Origin of the sequence: Candidatus Accumulibacter sp. ACC007 (genome assembly GCF_907163205.1) — a bacterium.
In the GTDB taxonomy this organism is placed as follows: Bacteria; Pseudomonadota; Gammaproteobacteria; order Burkholderiales; family Rhodocyclaceae; genus Accumulibacter; species Accumulibacter regalis.
The window spans coordinates 803,614-824,473 of sequence record NZ_CAJQUD010000001.1 but is presented as its reverse complement, the minus strand read 5'-3'; the positions used below and the strand labels follow the sequence as shown (position 1 = coordinate 824,473).

Sequence of the window (20,860 nt, the reverse complement as noted above, 5' to 3'; positions counted from 1 at the left end):
TTTCGAAGAATCGGTTGGCTAGGCGAGCGGCAGGCGACGACGCTCGCTCTGGCTCTGTCGCAGTTGTTCGCTGAACGATCGGGCTGCGGCGCCTGGCGTCGGCCTGGTCGCCGCCGGCACGGGCGGGAGCAGAGCGTCTACGGCGATGGCATTGCTGCCGCCATCCCGGGCCCTTTCGTCCATCCCGTCCATCCCGTCCATCCCCTCGCTCACCTCCGCGCCCCCCGGCGCCTCGACGGCAGGCGCTGGCATGGCTGTCGTTGCCGCGTCCGCCTGGACGCCGCCCGCATTCGCCGCGATCCTGAGCGGAGAAAAAATGGAGAAATCGTCGTACAGGCTCTCGCCACCGATGGCCAGGCGACTGTTCACCCGCGCGCGCTGCGCCAACTCGGCAAGCAACTGCCGTGAGAACGCGACCCCCTGCTTGAGGACGAACTGGCCCGGGATCAGCGTCTGATCGAAGTCGCGCAGCAAGGAGCGCAGGTCGCCTGTCTCGCGTGCATCGTACACGCCGAGCAGCGCGGCAACCCCCTCGGCCAGCGAGGCCTGGGCCCGATTTACCTGCTGCAGAACATAGTGGGCAGGAGCGAAGGACTGTTCGATGCGCCGGAAAATCCGGTCGACACGGTCGACTTCCAGCCACGGCGCCACGTCGTTATCCTGCAGGACGTACGGCGGAACCCTGAAGTCGGCGACCGGCGTGACCGTGATGTCGAGGGTGCTGCTGGCCGTGGCACCGGCGCCGTCGCGAATGGTGTAGGTCACCGTCGGCACCCTACCGCTCCAGTCGGCCAGCGGCGTAAAGCGGTAATCCCCGTCGGCCCTCAGGGTAAGGGTGCCCACGCCGGCGATCAGCAGGCTGCCGCCGACGGCGCCGGGCGGCACGGCGACGACCAGGCCATTGACCGCGAACTGGGTGACCGCAAGGAGGCTGTGGCTGCCATCCGGATCGCTGTCGTTGGCCAGAACGTTGCCGCTCAGGGCAGTATCCGCGGCCGTGCTCGCAGTGTCGGCAACGGCCACCGGCGCCTCGTTCCGGCCGTCGATGGTAATGGTCAGCGTCGTGGTGGCCGTACCTCCCTCGCCGTCGGAAACGGTATAGCTGAAGGTGTCGGTCAGCGTTTGTCCGACGCCAAGGGCCTGGACGGCGCTGTTGCCGTTGTCGATACGGTAGCTGTAGCTGCCGTCGCCATTCAGGGCGAGCGTACCGTAGCTGCCGCTGGTCCGGCCATTCACCGTCCCGGGAACGCTACCGGCGACGGCGACAACGCTCAGCGTGGTGTTGCTGTCGACGTCGCTGTCATTGTCGAGCACGTTACCGGTGGCCGTAAGCGTCGCGTCTTCGTCGATGCGGTTGACGTCGGCGACGGCGAGCGGCTGGTCGTTGCTGCCGGTGATGGTGATGGTGATCGTCGCATCGACCAGCGCGCCACGACCGTCGCTGGTCGTGTAGACGAAGCTTTCGCTGAGCGTCTCGCCCTCGTGCAGTCGCTGGACGGCGACGTTGGCGTTATCCAGGGCATAGCTGTAGCTCCCGTCGGCAGCAATGGTGATGGCGCCAAAACTGCCCGCCAGGGGCAGGTCGATGCTTCCCGCGCTGCCGCCAGGACGCATGATCCCGACCACCGTCAGCGGGTCGCCGTCGGGATCGATATCGCGTGCGGCGAGGTCGATACTGCTCACCCCGCTGCCACTGGTCCTCGCCCCGCTGATCACGTTGCCACTGGCGACGCTCTGTTCTTCGCCGAGGGTGTTGCTGTCGTTGCCGGCGCTCGGCGCGTCGTTGGTGCCGTGGATGGTGAAGGTGAGCGTTGCCGTACTGGTGCCGCCGTCGCCATCGCTGATCGTGTAGCTGAAGGTGTCGGTCAGCGATTGGCCGCGGAGCAACGCCTGAACGCTGGCATCGCTGCGCTCGATGGCGTAGGAAAAGCGACCATCGGCAGCCAGCGTCAGGGTACCGAAGCTGCCGCTGGTGTCACCGCCGACCGACCCCGCACCGCCATTGACGGCCACCACTTGCAAGGTCGTTCCGGCGTCCGGGTCGGTGTCATTGACCAGCACATTGCCGTTGATCGGCGTGCCGCCCGGCGGACCGGCGGTATCCGTGGTGTCGTAGGCGTCGTCGTTGGCCAGCGGTGGGTCGTTCACGTCGCCGACGTTGATCGCCAGCGTGCTGCTCGCCGTCGCACCCGCCGTATCGGTCAGCGTGTAGGTGAGCGTCGGAACGCTACCGTGCCAGTTGTCCAGCGGCGTGAAGGTATAGCTGCCGTCGGCGCGCACGGTGACGCTGCCGACACCGGCGATCAGAGTGCTGCCCCCGATGGCGCCCGCCGGCACGCCGACGGTGACGCCGTCAACGACGAAGCGGGTCACCGTCAGCGTGTCGCCCGCGTCGCTGTCGGTATCGTTGGCCAGGACGTTGCCACTGACGGGCGTGTCTTCCAGCGTACTGGCCGTCTCGGGATTGGCGACCGGCACGGCGTTGGTCACCGTGACGCTGATCGTCGCCGTCTCGGTGACGCCACCGCTGCTGACCGTATAGGTGAAGCTGTCCGCCCCGACGTAGCCCGGCGTCGCGGTATAGGTGATGGTCCCGTCGCCATTGAGCACGGCGTTACCGTGAGCGGGGCTGCCAATGGCCGTGATGGCCGCCGCCGGGTTCTCGAAATTGTCGGCGGTGGCGCCGTTGGTGCCGCTGAGCGGATTGAAGCGCAGCGCCACTGCGCTATGGGTGCTGACCGAGTCGTCGGTGATGTCCGCCACGGCGCTGACCGCAAAGGTGATCGTGTTGGCAGTGGGATCGGTGTCCATGCCGCCGTTCACCCTGCCGCCGTCATCGACGACCCGGAAGGTGAAGCTCGCCACGGCGGGGCCATTGGCATCCAGCGGCGGCGTCCACGTCAGATTGGCGATGTCGGCGGCGGCGATCGATTGCCCTTCGGTGACCGGCGTGCCGGACAGGCGCAGAATGCCGCTGCCGGGAAGCGTGGAGATCAGCACTGCGGCAAAGCTGTCGGGCGGGCTGTCGTGGGCGTCGATGAACGTGAAGTCGGCGGCCTGAAACGAGTACGCGGTGTCCTCGATCGCGGTAATCGTCCTGTCGGCGCCTGCCGGCGCATCATTGACCGAGGCGATGCTGGTGCCCAGCGAAACCGCGTTGGCGCTATCGCTGTAGCGCGTGGTCCCGCCCGAAAGCGCCGTGTCGTTGGCCACATTGACGCTGCTTCCGGCAGCCGGAAAGACGCCCGCCGAGTCGTCGACCAGGCGCACGGTCAGGCTGCCCGGGCTACCGTTCCAGTCGGCGGCGGGCTGGAAGCGCAGCGTGTACGTGGCGGGCAGGAAGAGACCGCCGGCGGCGGTCAGCGTCGTCGGGATGTCGGTCCACGCGGGGTTGCCATCGGCCAGGTATTGCCACTTCCCTTCACTGCTGGCAGCCGCGTTGCCGGTGATGACGATGCCCGCCAGGCCGTTGGCCAGCGAGCCGCCGGTGAAAGCCCCCTGATTGTCCTTCGCGTCGCTGAACGCGGCGTTGAACAGATTGGCGATCGTCGCCTGGCTCGGGCTGGTGGCGTCTTCCAGCGAAGCCGGCAGGGCGACATTGGCGAGCAGGCGTGTCGGCGCGTCGTTCTGCGCGCCAACGGTCAGGGCGACGCTGTCGCTGGCCGTCGAAAACGGCGTGCTGCCGCCGTTGTTGCTACCGCTGGTGTTCACCTTGTCGCCGGGGTTGCCGGCGGTCCGATCCCAGGCGCGCAGCGTCAGGCCCGCGGCCACCGTGCCGTTGCCGTCGGGGTTGGGCTGGAAGTAGACGCGGTCGCTGTCGCGCAGGAGCAGGGCCTGGTCATCGCCAACGGCGCCGATCGGGATCCAAGACGCGCCCCCGTCGACGGTGTACAGCCAGGTGCCCAGCGTGTTGTCGGTCGCGGTGATGGCGACACCGCGCAGCGGGTTCATATCGACGTCGCTGACGCCAGCGGCGAGGTCCGCCACGACGGTGCCGACCGTCCCGCCGAGCGGTAGCGGATCGTCTTCCGCAACGCTGATCGCGCGCACGGTCGCCGGGTCGAGCACGGGCGCGTCGTTGCGCCCGCGCAGCGTGATGCTGCTGCCGTTGCCGTTGCTGAGCAGCGAGCCCTGCTTGGGGCCGCCCTCGCCTTGCGCGCCGGCGAGCGCAGCGTTGCCGTCATTGACCGTCCACACCAGTTCGATGATTTCGTCCTGGGAATTGCCGAGGCTCTGGCGGCTGTTGCTGTAGGTCAGCCCGTCGGCCACCACCTGGACCTGCACGCTGGTCGTGCCGGGGTCGAAGGTGACCGCAAAGACGCCGCCGGCGTTGGTGAAGCTGCCCACCTCGAGGGTACCGATGCGCAACCTGTCGCCGACAAGATTGACGCCGCCGCTGACGCCGAAAAGGTCGTCGCCATTGGCGCCACCGGCGCGATTGACCGAGAGGATCGCGCCGCCCCAGTCGCCGTTGCCGCCGCCGAAGGCCGACAGCTCCGGATCGCTGATCGTCGCCGGCGGAAGCGCCGAGACGAAAACCCCGTCGTCTTCGAAGAAGCTCGCTGTCAAGGGAGAGCCCGCGGCGGTCAGTACCGGCGCGTCGTTGTTGGCGGTGATGCCGACGCTGATCGACGCGCTGCCGGTGCGCGGGCCACCCGTTCCCTGCGGGTGGGTGCCGCTGTCGGTGTTGCCGTCGTCGATCGTGTAGCCGATGGTCACCTGGGTCGGCGGGTTGTCGTTGCCGTTGCCGTAGGTCAAGGCCTGCAACACCGTATTGACCTGCGCGGTGGTCGTCGCTTCGCCAAAGGCGATGCTCAGCACACCGTTGATCTGGGTGAAGCTGCCGACGACGCCGGCGCCGATGCGCACCTCGTTGCCGTTGAAGTTGACACCGACGTTGCCGCTGCCGGTCAGCCCGAAGACATCGTCGCTGGCGGCACCCGGATTTCCCGTCTCGCCGGTGCGCTGCAGCGTCAGCACCGCGCCGCCCCAGTTGTCGTAGCCGGCAAGTTCGGGATCGGTGAGGCTGGCGAGCCCGTCGCCGAGCAGGTCGAGGACGACCGGCGTGCCGTCTTCGGTGAAGCCGACCGAGCCACCCAGGCCCGAAAAGAGCGGTGCGTCGTTGACGCCGCTGACCAGCAGCGGGATGGTCGCCGCAGCTGTCGTCGGATCGCTGCCGGTGACGCCACTGTTGCCGGCGTCGTCGAACAGCAGGCTCAGCGTGTCGTTGCCGGAGAAGTTGCTGTCCGGCGTGTATTTGAGATCGCCGGCGGCAATGGCGGCGTTGATCGCGGTGATGCTCCCGGTAAGGGTGATGCTGCGTCCACCCGGGCTACCGGAGGTGAACGCCGTCACGCCTGCTGGCGATCCGTCCACCGCGAGGGTGCCGTGCAGGGCGGTGATGACGACAAAGGTGTTGCTGCCGTAGCCGCCATCGTTGCTGTCCCTGGGATCGGCGAGAACGATGCCGTCGATCACCGTGGTGGCGTTCTCGTTGACCGTCGTGGTCACCGCCCGGGTGGCCTGGACGCCGGCCGCCGGGTCGACGTCCAGGGTCGGCGTGTCATTGACCGGCGTCAGGTTGATCAGCGTGCTGGCGCTGGCCGTGGCCGCCGTGGCCGGGTTGCCGGGGCTGTTGCCGAGGTCGCTGACCGTGATTGTCAGGGTGCGGGGCACAACGTCGCTGACGTTGAGGTTGTTCGCGTCGGGCGCGGAAGTGTAGCTGAGGGTCGCCAGTGCGCTGTTGATCTGGCTCACCGTGCCGCGCAGGGTCACCGTACCGGTACCGACCCCAGTGCTCACGGTGGCGCCCGGAGTCAGCGTGAGGCTCCCCGTCGGGATGCTCAGGACCACCTCGACGTCCGCGTTGCGGGCGTCGGGGTCGGCGATGCTGACGCTGTTGGCGAAGCTGAAGGCGACGTCTTCGCTCGCCGTTACCGTCGCCGGCGCGCTGATCGTCGGCGCGTCGTTCACCGCGGTGATGCCGTCGATGCGCACGCTGGCGCTGACGCTATGCACGTCGGAACCCCCGCCGGCGGCACCCGCCCCGGCGTTGTTCAGGTCGTCGAAGCTGACGCTGATCGTCTCGGAATCGTCGGGGTCGTCTCCAGGCACGTACTGGACCGTATTCAGGGCGGCCTGCAGCTGGGCCAGGGTGCCGGTAAAGGTCAGCGTGCTGCTGCCGCCGCCCCAGTCGCCGGCGCCGCGGTCGGTCGCCTGGCTGCCGGCGGTCAGCGTCACCCCCGTGGTGTTGAGGACGAAGGCGCCGTGCGGCACGGCGAGGGTGATCTGCCCGAGGTTGCTGCCTTCCGCACGCGCCAGGTCGGAATCGCCAAGGGTGAAGATCGACCCCAGGGCGATCGGGGTGTTCTCGTTGGCGGCGCCGACGGCGTTGATGAAGGGCGTGCCGTTGGCGATCGTCGGCGCATCGTTGAGCGCCGTCACGGTCAGCGCAACGCTGTCGGTGGCCGTCGAAAAAGCCCGCGTCGTGGCGCTTCCCGCAGTCGTGTCGACGCCGCTTGCGCCGTTGCTGCCGCTGCTCTGGTCCCAGGCGCGCACGCTGAGGGCGGACGCCTGCAGGCCGTTGTAGTCCGTGTTCGGCTGGAAGTAGAGGCGCGCGTCGGGGGCGAGCAAGACGGCGCTGGTCGGCGAAGGGTCGCCCAGCGGCAGCCAGTTGGCTCCGCCGTCGATGCTGAAGTGCCAGCTGCCTGCGGACGCATTGGCGCCGATGATCGCCAGGCCTTTCGGGTCGCCGTTGTCGAAATCGCTGATCCCGCCGAGCAGGTTGGAGACCGGCGTGCCAACCTCGCCGAGCGGCGGACCGGCGTCCTCGCGCTCGCTCATGGTCAGTGTGGTGTCGGCCAGCACGGGCGCGTCGTTGACGGCGGTGACGGTCAGCGAGACGAGGTTGTCTTCTATCGAGAAAGCGGTGGTGCCGCCGGTCAGGCTGCTGTTGGCGCGGCCACCGACGCTGCCGGTGGTCTGGTCCCATGCGCGGTAGGTGAAACTCGCCGTGGTCGCATTGCGGCCATCGGGAATGAAGCGCACCCAGGCGTTCGGGTCGAGGAGCAGCGAGCTGTTCGGCGAGACGCTGCCGATGGCGGTCCACGCGCCGTCGCTGCCGTTGCTCGAGTCGAGCGAAACCTGCCAGCTACCGTTACCGGAAGACAGGCCGCTGATGGCGATGCCCTGCAGGAATCCGTTGTCGACGTCGCTGCTGCCGCCAAGCAGCGTTGACACCCGGAGGCTGCGCCCGTTGCTGGTCTCGTCTTCGCTGATCGGCGCCAGGACGGTGTCGCCGGGGTTCATTACCGGCGCGTCGTTGCGCTGCTTGACGATGATCGAGGTATCGACAACGACCGTATCGACGCCCTGCAGGGTGGTGCCGGCATCGTCCTGACGACTGGCCGCGCCACCGCCATCGACGAAGGTGTAGCGCAGCGAACGCGTCGCCTGCGCGGTAAGCTGCGAGGCGTTGGCGAGGTCGGTGTTCTGGAAAGTCAGGTTTTCCAGCACCGCCTTGACCGCCGCGACGTTGGCGCTGGCGTTGAAGGTGATCACCAGCTGAGCGCCGTTGGCGCCGTTGGTCGCGCTGTCGGCAGGGTTGACCGTCGCAATCACGGTGCCGGCGTAGCTGACTTCGCCGCTGCCGGCGTTGAAGCCGACCTGGTTGGCGCCGGCACCCTGGTTGCGCAGCGAAAGCTGATCGCCAATGGTGCCGCTGCCCAGGGTATAGGCAATGGTCAGCGTCGTGCCGGCGTTGTAGCTGGCGCCGTTGGCCAGGTCGACGTCGTTGAAGTTCACCGCCGGGTCGATCAGCGTCGCGCCGTCGTCCTCGAAGTAGGTCAGCGGATTGAGCGCGGAAAGCTGCGGCGCGTCGTTGACCGGCAGGATGGTGATGTTGAATCGGGCGCTTGGCTCGTTGTCGCCGCTGCCGTCCGAAATCGTGAAGTCGAAATGATCGGTCAACGGCGTCTCGGAGCCGTTGTGGCGATACTTGAGATAGCCGTTCTGAATGTCCTCGAGGGTGAACGCGGCGCCAACGCCCAGGGCGGTGATGACGCCGCGCTTGTCGAGATAGAGCGTGCCGTTCTGAACCGCCGCAGTCAGGCGGAACTGCGCCTGCCGACTGGTGTTGTCGGTGTCGGTGTCGACGAGGAACTCGGAACCGAGCATCGAATAGGTGATGTGGCTCACCCCACCCTCGGGGACTGTCGCGCCGGTGTTGTTGAAAACCACCGGCGGATCGTTCTTTGGCAGGATGTCGATGCTCACCGTGGCGACATTGCTGAAGAGACCGGCCGGGTCGTTCAGTTGCCAGGTGAAACTGTCGGTGAGGACGGTGTCCGAACCGTCCTGAACGTAGCGCAGCTTGCCGCCGGTGAGCAGCGCGTAGTCGAACTGCTCACCGGCGATGACCGGCACGAAGCCCGCGCCACGATCGATTTCGAGCGCGCCACGCTGCGGCAGGCTGACGATGGTGTACGTCGCAGTGGCCAGGTCGTCGTCGCTGTCGCTGGCCGCCAGGATGTTGGCGTTGAGAACCTGGATCCGCCCAAGGTTGTCGTCGTGGCCGTCGAGATTGGTGTCGTAGCCCTCGTCAACGACGAAGTTGCGAGCGTAGGCAAGCGGCGCGTCGTTCACGTTGGTGATCGTGAAGCTCACCGTGCGACTCGGGCTGCGGGCGACCTCGCCCTTGTTGATGGCGAGCGAATTCGTGCCGTCGCTGACGGTGACGAAGCCCTGCTCGCGGATCGGCGAGTACGCGACGTCGCCCACCTGCACGACACCGCCGTCGCGCAGGTGGACGACGATCGAGTCGCTGCGCAGTTCGGAGTCGGCGCTGTGAAAATAGGCGATGTTGCCCGCCGCCACTTCGGACGCCGCAAAAGTGCCACCCTGAGCAATCACCACCCAGGCCGCGCCACTCCAGTGGCGCAGGTCGCCACCGAGCGGAGCGCTCTCCAGGACATACGACAGGGCAGCCGAATCGGTGTCCGGATCGACGTGCTGCAGATTGGTGCTGGTCAGCTTGACGGCGTTCGTTACCCCGGTCAGGTTGCGATCGTCGAGGCCGCCAACCGCACTCGCTTCCATGACGCTGCCACCGTTCGAGCTACCCTGGGCAATCGTCGGTGCGTCGTTGACCGGCGTGACGATCAGGGCGATGGTCGAACTGCCGGCGACCGCGCCACCGCTGCGGGTGACCGTGAAAGCGTCGCGGTAGGGCGTACCGTAGCCTGCCGGTTCGGCTCCGTTATTGACATAGACCACCCTGCCATCGTCGAGCTGCGCCTGGCTGAAGCTGCCGCTGCCCGCAGCAAGGGCGGCGCCATCGAGGTAGAGCGTGCCGTATGTCGGCACGGCGGACAGCGTGTAGCTGTCCGACCCGGCCAGGGTGACGTTGTCGATGCTGGTGAACAGACCTTCGGCGGTGATTCCGCGCAGCGTACCCCCGGTACCAGGACCGGTGGGCGCCGTCGGGCTGACGTCGATTTCCAGCGTACCGGTACTGACACCCCCATCGCGGTCGTTGACCGAAAAGTCGAAGCTGTCGTCGGCGATCGACGGCAGGCCATCGGTGGCACGCCCGTCATGCGTGTAGGTGAGCCGGCCCGAGCTCAGGTCGTCTTCGGTGAACGTCGAGCCGACGCCGATGACCTCCCCGTTCAGCTCCAGAAGGCCGGCGCGCGGGAAACTGTTCACGGTATATACGCGGTTGGCGGCGGCGCTGTCCGGATCGCTGCTGGTCAGGAACTGGGGCGTGATGGCCACCGCCGGCCCCCCCTGCAGCGCGGTAAGCAGCTGCGTCACCGGGGTGGGTGGGTCATTGCGGGCGACGACGGTCAGGGTGACAGTGGCCGCTGCACTGCTCGGGGTCGGCGCCTTGTTGTCGCTGGCCACGACCGTGAAACTGGCGGTCGGCTGGTACGGCCCCGCGAAATCACTGCCGCTGACGGCTGCCGGTTCGGCACCGCTGGAGATGAAGTGCAGCCGGTTGGCCAGTTGCGTACCGGTCAGTTCCAGCCCGGCGAAGACATCGACATAAGTGCTGCCGTTCCAGTACTGCAGGCGACCAACCGCCGCCGCGGGCAGGCTGGTGATGGTCAGCGTCATGTCGTTCGGCACGCCATCGGCGTCACTCAAGCCGAGGTTGAGCACCGTGAAGTCGCTCGCCTCGCTGCCCACCCGCTCGGCAACCGTTTGCGTCGTCCCGGTGATGGCGATCTGCGCGTTGACGTCGCGAATGATGATCGGCAGGGCGACCGGAATCTCGCCGCCGGCGCCGTCACGCAGGGTCAGGGTGACGCTGTCGCTATCGTCGGCAAATAACTCGCTGCCGGTATGCCGGTAGCTGATCCTGCCGTCCTGCACGTCCTTCTGGGTAAAGATGCTGCCGACACTGAGCGCAATGCCGTTCCTGAGCAACTGTCCCTTGCCGGCCAGCGGCAGCCCGACACGGTAGGTGAGCTGATCGACACCGTTGTCCTGGTCGACGACCGGCAACTCGGTGATGGTGATCGTCCTCGTGCTGCCTTCGTTCAGCTCCAGCGCCACCGGCACCAGCGTGGGAACGTCGTTGCGCGCGGTGACGATGAAGTCGGCGGCCAGTCCGGCCGTGCTGAACGGCTGGGCACCGCCACGCTCGCTGGCACCGACGCTGGCCGTGGCGCCGGCGCTTGCCCCGTCGCTGCGGTCCCAGGCGTAATAGGAAATCCGGGCCACTCCCGATTCCTTGCCGTCGTCGGCGTTGCTGTCGGCGACGAAACGCAGCCTTGCCGCCGCCGGCAGGAGCAAGGCGGCGGTGGGCGAAAACGGTGCCGCCGACGTCCAGCTGCCACCGCCATCGAGTGAATACTCCCAGACGCCGGTCATTCCATTGCTGACGTTGCTGTCGTAGATGGCGATACCGAGAACCGTCCCGGCATCGACGTCGCTGACCACCCGATGACCGTCGACGTTGCTGAGCAGCGCACTGACCAGCGTACCGGGGTTCTCGCCGTTGGTCGCGTTCTCGGGAATCGAACTGGCGACCAGGATGGCTGGCGTGCCGACGATCCGGGGCGCGTCGTTGTTGCCGCTCACGGTCACCGTGATGTCGGCCTGCGCCGTACTGTGGCCGTCGCTGAGGGTATAGGTGAAGTTCTCGGTCAGGGTGTCGCCGGCGGCCAACGCCTGCACCGTCGCCAGCGTGTTGTTCAGGCTGTAGCTGTAGGCGCCATCGGCGCCCACGGTCAGGCTGCCATAGCTTCCGAGCAGCGGATTGCCGACGCTGCCGGCGGTGCCGCTGCCGGCAGCGACCGTGCCGGTGCGCAGCGCGATGACACCGAGCGTATCGATCGGGGCGTCGACGTTGATGTCGTTGGCCAGCACGTTGCCCATGACGGCGGCGGTGGCGTCTTCGGTCACGGCGATCGCGTCTGCCCTGCCCGCCGGCAGGTCGTCGACCGGCGTCACGGTCAGCGTGACGGTCGTTGGCCCGACGCTGCCGCTCCCGTCGCCGCTGTCGTCGGTATACACAGCGATGCTCGCGGCGCCAAAGTAATCGGCAGTCGGCGCAAAACTCATGCCGTCCAGGGCCGTGTTGACCTGCGTCAGCGTGCCGGAAAAAACAAGGTTGGCGCTACCGTCGCCGGCAATGCTTGCCCCACTTCCAGCGTGCAGGGTGATCGTTCCGCCGCTCACCACCAGGGTCACGGTCTGCATGTCGCCGGCATCGGCGTCGGCGATGCTGATGCCGGTGACGGCCAGCGGCGTGTCTTCGCCGGTCGTTCGCGCGCCACCGCCATCGACGATGCTCGGAGGTGCCAGCAGGTGTTCGAAATCGACCAGGGCAAGCGCGCGGGCCTCGATCGGACCGGCGGTCATTTCGAGAACCCAGTTGCCGCCCAGGGCGGCGCTGCCGGTGGCGTCGGCCGACGCCGCAACATCCGCGTGCGTCAAGCCGGCCAGGGTGTCGATGAACGCGCGATTGTCGGCGGCGACATCGCAGCCATAGAGCAGGATGTCGCCGTCTGCGCTCAGCGCCGAACCAATACTCGCGAGCAGCGCGCCTTGCCGCTGCAACTCGCTCTGATTGACCAGACCAAGCCCAAGGAGCAGGCCCTCGCGGCTGCCGTGACTGAGAATGTGGATCGCAGCAAGGTTCTGCTCACCGTCGAGCGCGGCGGCGATTTGCGCCAGACCATCGGAGTGTGGGTCGAGTACCACCACTTTCGCCGGGCCGGCGAGCAACTTTTCAACATCGACGCTGTGCGCCAGCCGGCTGTCGACGACGATCAGTTCGCGTGGCGGCGCTTCGACGGGTGCCGGCGCCGGCGCATCGCGAACGGCCGCAGCGCCGTCGTCCTGCACGGCAGCGGCGACTTCCACCGGCGCCGCGCCGTCGAACAGGTGACGAGGTTCGAGGGCCATCGTCAGACGGCGCGGCGACCAGGGCGGAAGCGAGGGGCGATTTCTGGTCATGGCGATCCTCTACGGGCGTGCAGGACTTGCCACCGTCTGATGCATTCACCTGACGGCCGCACAGCCCGCATGCCATTCGGGTCTTCGTGGCAGGGATATTGTGCTACCCGTACCGCGACGATCAACCCGTCAACCACACAAAAACCAGCATTTTAAGGCACTTGGCGCCATTTCGAGGAAAAATCGAGCGCTGGCGACAACTGGCGTCAGCGCCGCCCTGCTCCCGCTGCCGCCGGCAAACGCCGCGCAGGAGCTGTCGTGGCCGGCCGAACAGGGCAGCGCAGCGCGTGATCCGGCACGCAGCCAGTGTCGAGTGGCACGCCGCATGGGAGCCAGGAATTACGGCGACGGCATGGTCTCAAGCGGCTATCCAGCTTGCTGATAGTGTCGTCGCAAACGCGGCGCCACGGCATGCACGTCATTGCGAGGAGGCGCAGCCGACGCGGCAATCCCGAGGTTTTCTCGCCTGGCCGTTGAGGCGCACCAGCAGTCAGAGAGTGGAACTGGATTGCCGCGTCGGCTACGCCTCCTCGCAATGACGGTGGCTGGGGAACACCTGTCCGGATTTGGCGACGCGGGGACCGGTGTGGAGCGGGTGAAATCCCGCCCCCACGAGGGTTTCACGCTGCTGCCGGGGTCGCTGAAAGTCTGATCGAGAACGCAGCACTACGCTGGCGAGCTTCCCGGCCGCTACTCCTCGGGAAACCCGAGCAGCAATTGCTGCACGATCCACGCCGCCTCGGCTTCGCTGAGAAAGCGGTGCCACGGCGGCATTGGAGTCCCCGGCCGGCCACCGTAAATCGTCGCTACCAGCGAGTCAGCCGGCCGCTCGCGCAACGCCGCGGGCGTCAGGGCCGGCCCCAGGCCCCCTTGCAGGGTCATGCCGTGGCAGGAACCGCAGTCCTGACGAACCAGGTGCACGAGCTGCTTCTGGCGTTCGGGCGTTGGCGCCGCTGGCGGGGAAGCCGTCTCGGCGAACGCGGGGGCCGAAGCAAGGACAAGGGCGAGAAGAGGAAGGATTGGCATCGTGCGGTGGGAGTCGATAGGGTTCGGGTCGATGGCAGCGCGGTTCACCCTTTTCGCGATAACGATGAACAGGCGGGGAGCGGGCATTTTATCCGAAGATTGCGGTAGGCAGCGGTGCAAGCGGGGCGCAGGACAACAACCGCTGGCCAGCGCTCCGGCACAGCAATCGCAGTTTGCGCACCCGCCCCCCACGGCCCATAATGCGCGCTTGCGCCGACGGCTGATGGCGGCGGTAAATGGCAACAGCGGGAGACAGGCAATGGATCTTTGGGCGTGCCCGGCGGTGGTCACCGGGGCAGCATCGGGTTTGGGTGCGGAAACGGCGCGTTATCTCGCCGAGGCGGGAGCCAAGGTGACGGTGATCGATATCGACGCGGTCGGCGTGCAGAAGGTTGCCGACGAGATCGGCGGCCTGGCGATCCCCTGCGACGTCGCCAATTCACTCTCGGCGGAGAACGCGCTGGCAACGGCGCGCGATGCACACGGCGCGGCGCGCGTGCTGGTGCACTGCGTCGGCCGCGGCCACTCGGAACCGACGATTGGCCCCGACGGCCCGATGCCGCTGGAAGACTTCCGCCAACTCGTCGAAGTCAACCTGATCTCGACCTTCAACATGATGCGCCTAGCCGCCGCCGACATGGCGCGCCTGCAGCCGCGCTCCAACGGCGAGCGCGGCGTCATCCTGTCCACCGCTTCGGTCGCCGCCTACGACGGACAGAGCGGCGAAGCGGCGTATTCGGCGTCCAAGGGCGGCGTCGTCAGCATGATCCTGCCGGCGGCGCGCGAGCTCGGCCCGCTGGGCATTCGCGTCGTCGGCATCGCGCCCGGGCTGTTCGGAACGCCGACGCTGTTCGCCATGGAAAAGAACCTCGATTCGCGGCTGGCCCACCAGATCCCGTTTCCGCATCGTTTCGGCGATCCGGCCGAGTTCGCCATGTTGGTCCTGCACGTACTCAAGAACGTGATGATCAACGGCACCGTGCTGCGCCTCGACGGCGGGCACCACCGCTGAGAATCGGCCACGCCGCGACTGTCAGCAAAGGATGGCTGTGAGCAAGACTCTCGTACTGCACCTGGTCTCGCATGCTTCCGGCGAACTCGTCGAGTTGCTGGCGCGTAACGCCATCGTCCAGCTCGAGGGGCTGGAGGTCGAGCGCCGACTGTGGAAGATGGTCCGCCACCTCGGCCAGGTGCCCGAGATTCTGGGCGAGGTCGCGCAAAGGCCGGGCTACGTCCTGCACAGCATCAGCCACACCGACGTCCGGCAGGCGCTCGAAGACGGTTGCAGCCACCTGCTCGTCCCCTGCCAGTTTGCCCTCGAACCACTGATCGCCCGTCTTGCCGAGTATTCCAGCACCGCCGTTCAAGTTCACAGCAGTTCGTCCGACGCTTTCGACGAGGACTACTATCGCCGCGTCGAGGCCATGAAATATACCCTGGCCCACGACGACGGCATTGCCAGCGACGATCTCGACAGCGCCGACGTGATCGTCGTCGGCGTCTCGCGGGCGACCAAGACGCCAACCTGCATGTACCTGGCCTCACGCGGCATCAAGGCCGCCAACGTACCACTGGTGCCGTTCTCGCAGCCGCCGATGGGGCTGCTGAAGGCAAAGGGACCACTGATCGTCGGGCTGACTGTGGACCCGACACGGCTGGCGCGCGTCCGCTCCGCGCGCTTGCGGGCATGGGACAACGAAGACAGCCAGTACAACGACTTCAGCGCCCTGCGCAAGGAGGTCCAGGACGCGCGTCGCCTGTTCGTCGCGCGCAACTGGCCGGTGATCGACGTCACCCATCGCTCGATCGAGCAGGTGTCGGCAATGATCATCGATCTCCTTCGGGCACGCGCCAACGGCGCCGGCTCATAGGGAACGCTGCGCGGCGGTGCGCCCGCCATCAGGAATCGGGCAGGGTCAGAATCCACTTGACCAGGATGCGGATGTTGTCCTTCCCGGCGCGCTTGTTGGACGACATGTAGTCGTTACCCCAGACGCCACCGCCCCCCGTGTAGACCTTTTCCACCAGCACTTCCTCGACTTCCGGTTTGCCGCGATAGCGTTTCGCGACATCGCGCCAGGCAGGACCGCGCACCGTCACATCCACGTCGTGACAGCCCAGGCAACGGCTCTGGTCGGCAAGCTCGAGCATGGCCGGGTCGACTGGCGGTGGCGCCGCCAAGGCCAGCTGCGAGCACATGGCAGCCGACAGGAAGAGAATTTTCACTTTCATGGTTGATTCCTTGCGGCAGTTGAGGTGCAGGGGATTATGCCGGCAATCGCGGCAAAAAAAACGGGGGGCACAAGCCCCCCGCTTCGGATCAGACGCTTGACAGCGATCAGTAGACGTCGTGCTGCGTGTTATAGACGTTGAACTTGCCGGTCGGCGTGACCAGACGCTTGTCCTTGATCACTTTCTTGACCGTACGCGTCTTGTCATCGACGACGACGATCGCCGACGGCTCGGTCTTGTTGCCGGTCCAGACGGAGAACCAGATTTCGTCGCCTTTTTCGTTGTACTCGCCATGCACCACGCGCTGCAGACCCTTGGTCTTGCCAAGATCGGCAGCGGCGGCCAGGTTGATCACCTGCGACTTGGCGGCAGGATCACCCAGTTCGTCGATGTTATAGACGGTGACCGAACCGGCCAGCTCGGGATCGGGGTTCAGAGGTGCGTCGGCCCACAGGTTCTTGGAATTCGGGTGCGTCTTCACGAACAGCGAGTTGGCACCGTGGTTCTTGAGCTCCTGAACGACTTTCCACGCCTGCTCCGGGTGGCCCTTGGGATCCGTCCCGATCAGGGTGATCACGTCGGCGCCAAGGTGCGACGTTGCCCAGACCGGACCGTACTTCGGATGCTTGAAGTTAGCGCCGCGACCCGGGTGCGGGATCTTGGCAGTGTCTACCAGCGCCGCCAGTTTGCCGTCCTTGGTGTCGACCACGGCGACCTTGTTGGACGCGTTGGCCGCAACGAGGAAGTAGCGCTTGGTCGAGTCAAAGCCGCCGTCGTGCAGGAACTTGGCCGAGTTGATGGTGACTTCCTTGAGGTTGGCGATGTCCGAGTAGTCAACCAGCTTGATCATGCCGGTTTCCTTGATGTTGATCACCCACTCCGGTTTGTCGTGCGAGGAAACGATCGAAGCAACCCGCGGTTCCGGATGGTACTCACCATCGACGGTGACGCCGCGCGTCGAGATCAGCTTCAGAGGCTCGAGCGTTTCGCCATCGAGAATCGCGTACTGGGGCGGCCAGTAGGCACCGACGACAGCGTACTTGTCCTCGTAACCCTTGTACTTCGAGGTGTCGACCGAACGCGCTTCGTAGCCGGCCTTCATCGTGGCAACGATTTTTGGCGTCTCGTACCACATGTCGATCAGGTCGTAGCGACCGTCGCGACCAATGACGTGAACATAGCGCCCGGAAGCCGAAATACGCGAAATGTGAACCGCGTAGCCGGTCTTCACGATACCCCAGATGTCCTTGGTGTCACCGTCGATCAGGGCCACTTCGCCGGAGTCACGCAGGGTGACTGCGAAGACGTTCTTGAGGTTGACCTTGTTCATCTGCTTGGTCGGACGCTCGGCGACCGGCACGACCAGCTTCCAGCTCTCCTTCATGTCCTTCATGCCCCATTCCGGCGGCACGTCGGCCGGCATCTGGACATATTTGGCCATGTCGGCGAGTTCCTTCTTCGACAGGATGTCGTCGAAGTTGGGCATGCCGCCCTCCGTCCCGTAGGCCATGATCTTTTCAAGGCGCGAGGAACCGAGCTTGGTGGTGTTCTGCGGCTCGAGATTCTTGCCGGTCGCGCCCTTGCGCAGCATGCCATGGCAACCGGCGCAACGTTCGAAATAGGTCTTGCCGGAAGCCGCCTTGGCCTCGGCGGACAGTGTCGCCGAATCGGCGGCCGGCGCTGGCGCAGCGGCCTTTTCGGCCTTCGCCGCGAAGGCCACATTCATGGCCAACGGCAGTGCTGCCAGCATCAATACGTTACGAATTACCTTCTGCATGCTCTTTTCTCTCCTCTTGAAGTTTCTCGACTGTCGCCCGGGTCACATCCGTGTCAGACTCGGCGCAGGATGACACGCCGGCACGGGTCCCTTCCTTGACCTCCATCAAATATGATCGGCGCGAGAAAGCATATCGTCGCCTCCGAGTTGAAAAATAGCGCAACGGGCGTTTATGCTTGCACCTCAGCCAAAAACCGGAAAAAAGGAATGATTCAAACGCCCTCCTCCCCGCCTGTCGGAACCGTCTATATCGTCGGCAGCGGGCCCGGTGACCTCGACCTTCTCACCCTGCGTGCAGCGCGTCTGGTCGGCGAAGCGGACGCCATCGTCTACGATCATCTGATTGCCGAAGGTGTCCTCGAACTGGCTCGTGCAGACGCCGAGAAAATCTACGTCGGCAAGAAAAGCTCCCATCACACCGTGCCGCAGGAGCAACTCAATCAACTGCTGGTTCGTCTGGCGCGTGCCGGCAGGAAAGTCGTTCGCCTGAAGGGCGGCGACCCCTTCATTTTCGGGCGCGGCGGTGAAGAGATCGAGACCCTCGTCGAGTCGGGTATTCCTTTCGAGGTCGTACCGGGAGTGACCGCCGCCGCCGGCTGCGCCGCCTACGCCGGCATCCCGCTGACGCATCGCGATCATGCGCAGGCGGTGGCCTTCGCGACGGGTCATCTCAAGGACGGCACGATCAATCTCGACTGGCCGGCCTTGGCCCGTCCGAAGCTGACCGTCGTCTTCTACATGGGTGTCGGCGGCATCGCCGAGATCTGCCGCCAGATGATCGCCCACGGCCTGCCGGGCAGCCATCCGGCGGCGGTCGTGCAACATGGCACGACGCGCCGGCAACGGGTGTTGACCGCCGACCTGGCAACCCTGCCGGAACGAGTAGACGCTGCCGGCATCGCTTCGCCGGCACTGATCATCGTTGGCACCGTCGTTCGCCTGCAGGAGAAGCTGAGCTGGTTCAGGCCGCCGTCAGGCAGCCCGATCTGAAAGCGCCGCCCGCTCAGACGACCATCGCCAGCGCCAGGAGAAGCGCGTAAATGAACTGCAACCTGGCGGTGCTGGCCAGCAACTCGTTGAAGAGCGGACCCGCGGCCTCACGCCGGAAGCGCTGCAGCAGACGCAACGCTGGCAGCAGTACCAGCAGCGGCAGGGCCAGCCACAGCCCGCGACCGGCCAGCATCGCCAGCAACGGCAAGAGGAGCAGTGGCAGCAGCAGTTCCAGGGCATAGACCCCTTGCGTGGCTCGCCTGCCGACCACCACCGCCAGAGTCCGCTTGCCGGCCCGTGCGTCGGTCTCCAGATCGCGGTAGTTGTTGACCGTGATCACCGCCGCAGCGAACAACCCGAGCATCACCCCGGCCAGCAGCGCGGCCGGGCTTATCGACAGGGTCTGCAGGTAGTAGCTGCCGCCAACCGCGGCCAGACCGAAGAAGAGCACGACGAACAATTCGCCCAGCGGCGTATAGGCAAGTGGCCATGGGCCGCCGGTGTAAGCCCAGGCGGCGAGTAGCGACGCCAAGCCGATGACGACGATCGGCCAGCCGCCGTGGTAGACGAGAAAGATTCCGAAGTTGAACGCCAGGGCGAACGCAAGCCACGCCGCGCGGCGTACGGCGGCGGCCGGCAGCCAGCCCATTGCCGTGACCCGCGGCGGTCCCAGGCGATCGGGCGTGTCGGTGCCGCGCTCGAAATCGCCAACGTCGTTGTGCAGATTGGTGCCGATCTGGATGAGCAGCGCGGCGAGCAGGGCAACCAGCGCCGGCTGCCAGAGCAGGAAACCGGTCTGCGCCCAGGCGACAGCATGGCCAACGATCAGCGGAGCGACCGAAACGGTCAGTGTCTTGGGTCGGATGGCAAGCCACCAGGCGCCAAGAGGCGATGGCGGCGCGACAGGTTCAGCCATTGCGGGGAGTCATCCGGAGGTCGTGGGATCCTGAGGCCGGGGGCTTTTGCGCGCCCTCCGGGCAGCGGCTGAATGCCGGTCGCGGGCAGCGCCGGGGCGGCGTGCTATGATGCGCAGCTTTGCCGGCCAGGGAGTGCAACTGGGTGCAACTGATTGGTGCCGAGAGGGGGAATCGAACCCCCACGATGTCACCATCGGCGGATTTTGAGTCCGCTGCGTCTACCGATTCCGCCATCTCGGCCTCGGCCCGAAGTTCGCGGGCCAGAAGAGCTGCGAATTATCGCTGATTCTCCGGCCGTCGACAAGCTACAGGAGGGGCAGCTCGACAATGGCGCACTTGCCCCGCCACCCCTCGACCGCTAACCTTTGGCCAGCCACCTTAGCCCGCTATGCTCACCCTTGATGACTTTGACTTCGATCTGCCGGGCGATTTGATCGCCCAGCACCCGACGGGCGAACGCACCGCCAGCCGGCTACTGCAGGTCAATGGCAACGCGCTCGCCGATCAGCGCTTCAGCGCCCTCCCGGGCTTGCTGGCTGCCGGCGATCTGCTGGTGTTCAACGATACGCGCGTGATCCGGGCCCGCCTCCTGGGCCGCAAGGAAAGCGGCGGCCAGATCGAGGTGCTGATCGAGCGCATCGTCGATTCCCGTCACGCGGTGGCGCAGATTCGCGCCAGCAAGTCGCCGAAGGCCGGTAGCCGGATCGTTCTCGAAGAGGCCATCTGCCTGATTGTCGAAGGCCGTAGCGGCGAACAAGGTGAGTTCTTCGCGCTGCAACTGGCCGATGACAGCACAGAGCGCGTGGCAGACGAAGGCGACCTGTGGACGCTGATTGAAGAACACGGCCGGTTGCCGCTGCCGCCCTACATCACGCACCCCGCCGGGGTCGACGACGAGGCTCGCTATCAGACCGTCTTCGCGCGCCACCCTGGCGCCGTCGCCGCGCCGACAGCCGGCCTGCATTTCGACGCTGCGCTGCTCGCCCAAATCGCACGCTGTGGCATCGAAGTGGCGTGGTTGACTCTGCACGTGGGCGCCGGCACCTTCCAGCCGGTGCGCGTGCATCACGTCGCCGAACACCGCATGCACGCCGAGCGCTTCGCGATTCCCCAGGCCACCATCGCTGCCATTGCACGCACCCGCGCCCGCGGCGGCAAGATCGTCGCCGTCGGAACGACCAGCCTGCGCGCACTTGAAGCCGGCGCGCAGCGCGGGGAACTGCGCGCCGGCCCCGCCGAGACCGATATTTTCATCACCCCCGGCTACGAGTTCCGTGTCGTTGACCGATTGATCACCAATTTTCACCTGCCGAGGTCGACGCTGCTGATGCTGGTTTCGGCGTTCGCCGGCCTCGACGCCATACGCTGTGCGTATCGGCACGCGATAGCCGAGCGCTACCGTTTCTTCAGCTACGGCGACGCGATGCTGCTCACCCGCGGCAGCGCCTGACCT

Annotated in this window: 9 protein-coding genes and 1 tRNA gene; 4 read left to right on the top strand and 6 right to left on the bottom strand. The window is 66.3% G+C overall.

The window, feature by feature from the left end; all coding sequences use genetic code 11:
- Nucleotides 1–18 precede the first annotated feature (18 nt).
- Together QZ634_RS03495 and QZ634_RS03490 are read right to left on the bottom strand one after the other, a co-directional pair.
- Nucleotides 19–12,465, bottom strand: a complete 12,447-nt coding sequence (locus QZ634_RS03495) for an Ig-like domain-containing protein (RefSeq protein WP_291985614.1) — start codon at nucleotides 12,463–12,465, stop codon at nucleotides 19–21.
- 690 nt (nucleotides 12,466–13,155) lie between these two features.
- Complete coding sequence (locus QZ634_RS03490; RefSeq protein WP_291987987.1) at nucleotides 13,156–13,491, bottom strand: cytochrome c; 336 nt, start codon at nucleotides 13,489–13,491, stop codon at nucleotides 13,156–13,158.
- Between the two features lie 259 nt (nucleotides 13,492–13,750).
- On the opposite strand from QZ634_RS03490, the gene QZ634_RS03485 reads away from it, so the two are divergent.
- The gene (locus QZ634_RS03485; RefSeq protein WP_291902496.1) at nucleotides 13,751–14,503 is read left to right on the top strand and encodes an SDR family NAD(P)-dependent oxidoreductase; all 753 of its coding nucleotides are present in this window, start codon (nucleotides 13,751–13,753) and stop codon (nucleotides 14,501–14,503) included.
- Nucleotides 14,504–14,540: 37 nt separating this feature from the next.
- Nucleotides 14,541–15,362, top strand: a complete 822-nt coding sequence (locus QZ634_RS03480; RefSeq protein WP_291985612.1) for a pyruvate, water dikinase regulatory protein — start codon at nucleotides 14,541–14,543, stop codon at nucleotides 15,360–15,362.
- 28 nt (nucleotides 15,363–15,390) lie between these two features.
- Here the strand turns inward: QZ634_RS03480 and QZ634_RS03475 are convergent, their stop codons facing one another.
- Together QZ634_RS03475 and QZ634_RS03470 are read right to left on the bottom strand one after the other, a co-directional pair.
- On the bottom strand, nucleotides 15,391–15,723 hold the full coding sequence (locus tag QZ634_RS03475) for a c-type cytochrome (RefSeq protein WP_291985610.1): 333 nt from the start codon (nucleotides 15,721–15,723) through the stop codon (nucleotides 15,391–15,393).
- Nucleotides 15,724–15,829: 106 nt separating this feature from the next.
- Nucleotides 15,830–17,500, bottom strand: coding sequence for a nitrite reductase (locus tag QZ634_RS03470; protein ID WP_291985608.1), 1,671 nt, complete (start codon nucleotides 17,498–17,500; stop codon nucleotides 15,830–15,832).
- A gap of 207 nt (nucleotides 17,501–17,707) precedes the next feature.
- Here QZ634_RS03470 and cobA point away from each other — a divergent pair, with 207 nt between their 5' ends.
- Nucleotides 17,708–18,490, top strand: a complete 783-nt coding sequence (gene cobA / locus QZ634_RS03465; RefSeq protein ID WP_366145353.1) for a uroporphyrinogen-III C-methyltransferase — start codon at nucleotides 17,708–17,710, stop codon at nucleotides 18,488–18,490.
- A gap of 13 nt (nucleotides 18,491–18,503) precedes the next feature.
- Here the strand turns inward: cobA and QZ634_RS03460 are convergent, their stop codons facing one another.
- Both QZ634_RS03460 and QZ634_RS03455 read right to left on the bottom strand, forming a co-directional pair.
- Nucleotides 18,504–19,406: a 1,4-dihydroxy-2-naphthoate polyprenyltransferase gene (locus QZ634_RS03460; protein WP_291985606.1), complete on the bottom strand. Its 903-nt coding sequence runs from the start codon at nucleotides 19,404–19,406 to the stop codon at nucleotides 18,504–18,506.
- A 154-nt stretch (nucleotides 19,407–19,560) separates the two neighbouring features.
- A tRNA-Leu gene (locus tag QZ634_RS03455) sits at nucleotides 19,561–19,647 on the bottom strand.
- Nucleotides 19,648–19,795: 148 nt separating this feature from the next.
- Between QZ634_RS03455 and queA the strand changes: the two genes are divergently transcribed.
- Nucleotides 19,796–20,857 carry a tRNA preQ1(34) S-adenosylmethionine ribosyltransferase-isomerase QueA gene (gene queA, locus QZ634_RS03450; RefSeq protein WP_291985604.1) on the top strand — a complete coding sequence of 354 codons (1,062 nt, stop codon included), beginning with the start codon at nucleotides 19,796–19,798 and terminating at the stop codon, nucleotides 20,855–20,857.
- Nucleotides 20,858–20,860 lie beyond the last annotated feature (3 nt).

Bases quoted from the DNA above. Each gene is read 5' to 3' on its own strand.
- QZ634_RS03495 (WP_291985614.1), bottom strand. From the start codon at position 12,465: ATGACCAGAAATCGCCCCTCGCTTCCGCCCTGGTCGCCGCGCCGTCTG.
- QZ634_RS03490 (WP_291987987.1), bottom strand. From the start codon at position 13,491: ATGCCAATCCTTCCTCTTCTCGCCCTTGTCCTTGCTTCGGCCCCCGCG.
- QZ634_RS03485 (WP_291902496.1), top strand. From the start codon at position 13,751: ATGGATCTTTGGGCGTGCCCGGCGGTGGTCACCGGGGCAGCATCGGGT.
- QZ634_RS03475 (WP_291985610.1), bottom strand. From the start codon at position 15,723: ATGAAAGTGAAAATTCTCTTCCTGTCGGCTGCCATGTGCTCGCAGCTG.
- QZ634_RS03470 (WP_291985608.1), bottom strand. From the start codon at position 17,500: ATGCAGAAGGTAATTCGTAACGTATTGATGCTGGCAGCACTGCCGTTG.
- cobA (WP_366145353.1), top strand. From the start codon at position 17,708: ATGATTCAAACGCCCTCCTCCCCGCCTGTCGGAACCGTCTATATCGTC.
- QZ634_RS03460 (WP_291985606.1), bottom strand. From the start codon at position 19,406: ATGGCTGAACCTGTCGCGCCGCCATCGCCTCTTGGCGCCTGGTGGCTT.
- queA (WP_291985604.1), top strand. From the start codon at position 19,796: ATGCTCACCCTTGATGACTTTGACTTCGATCTGCCGGGCGATTTGATC.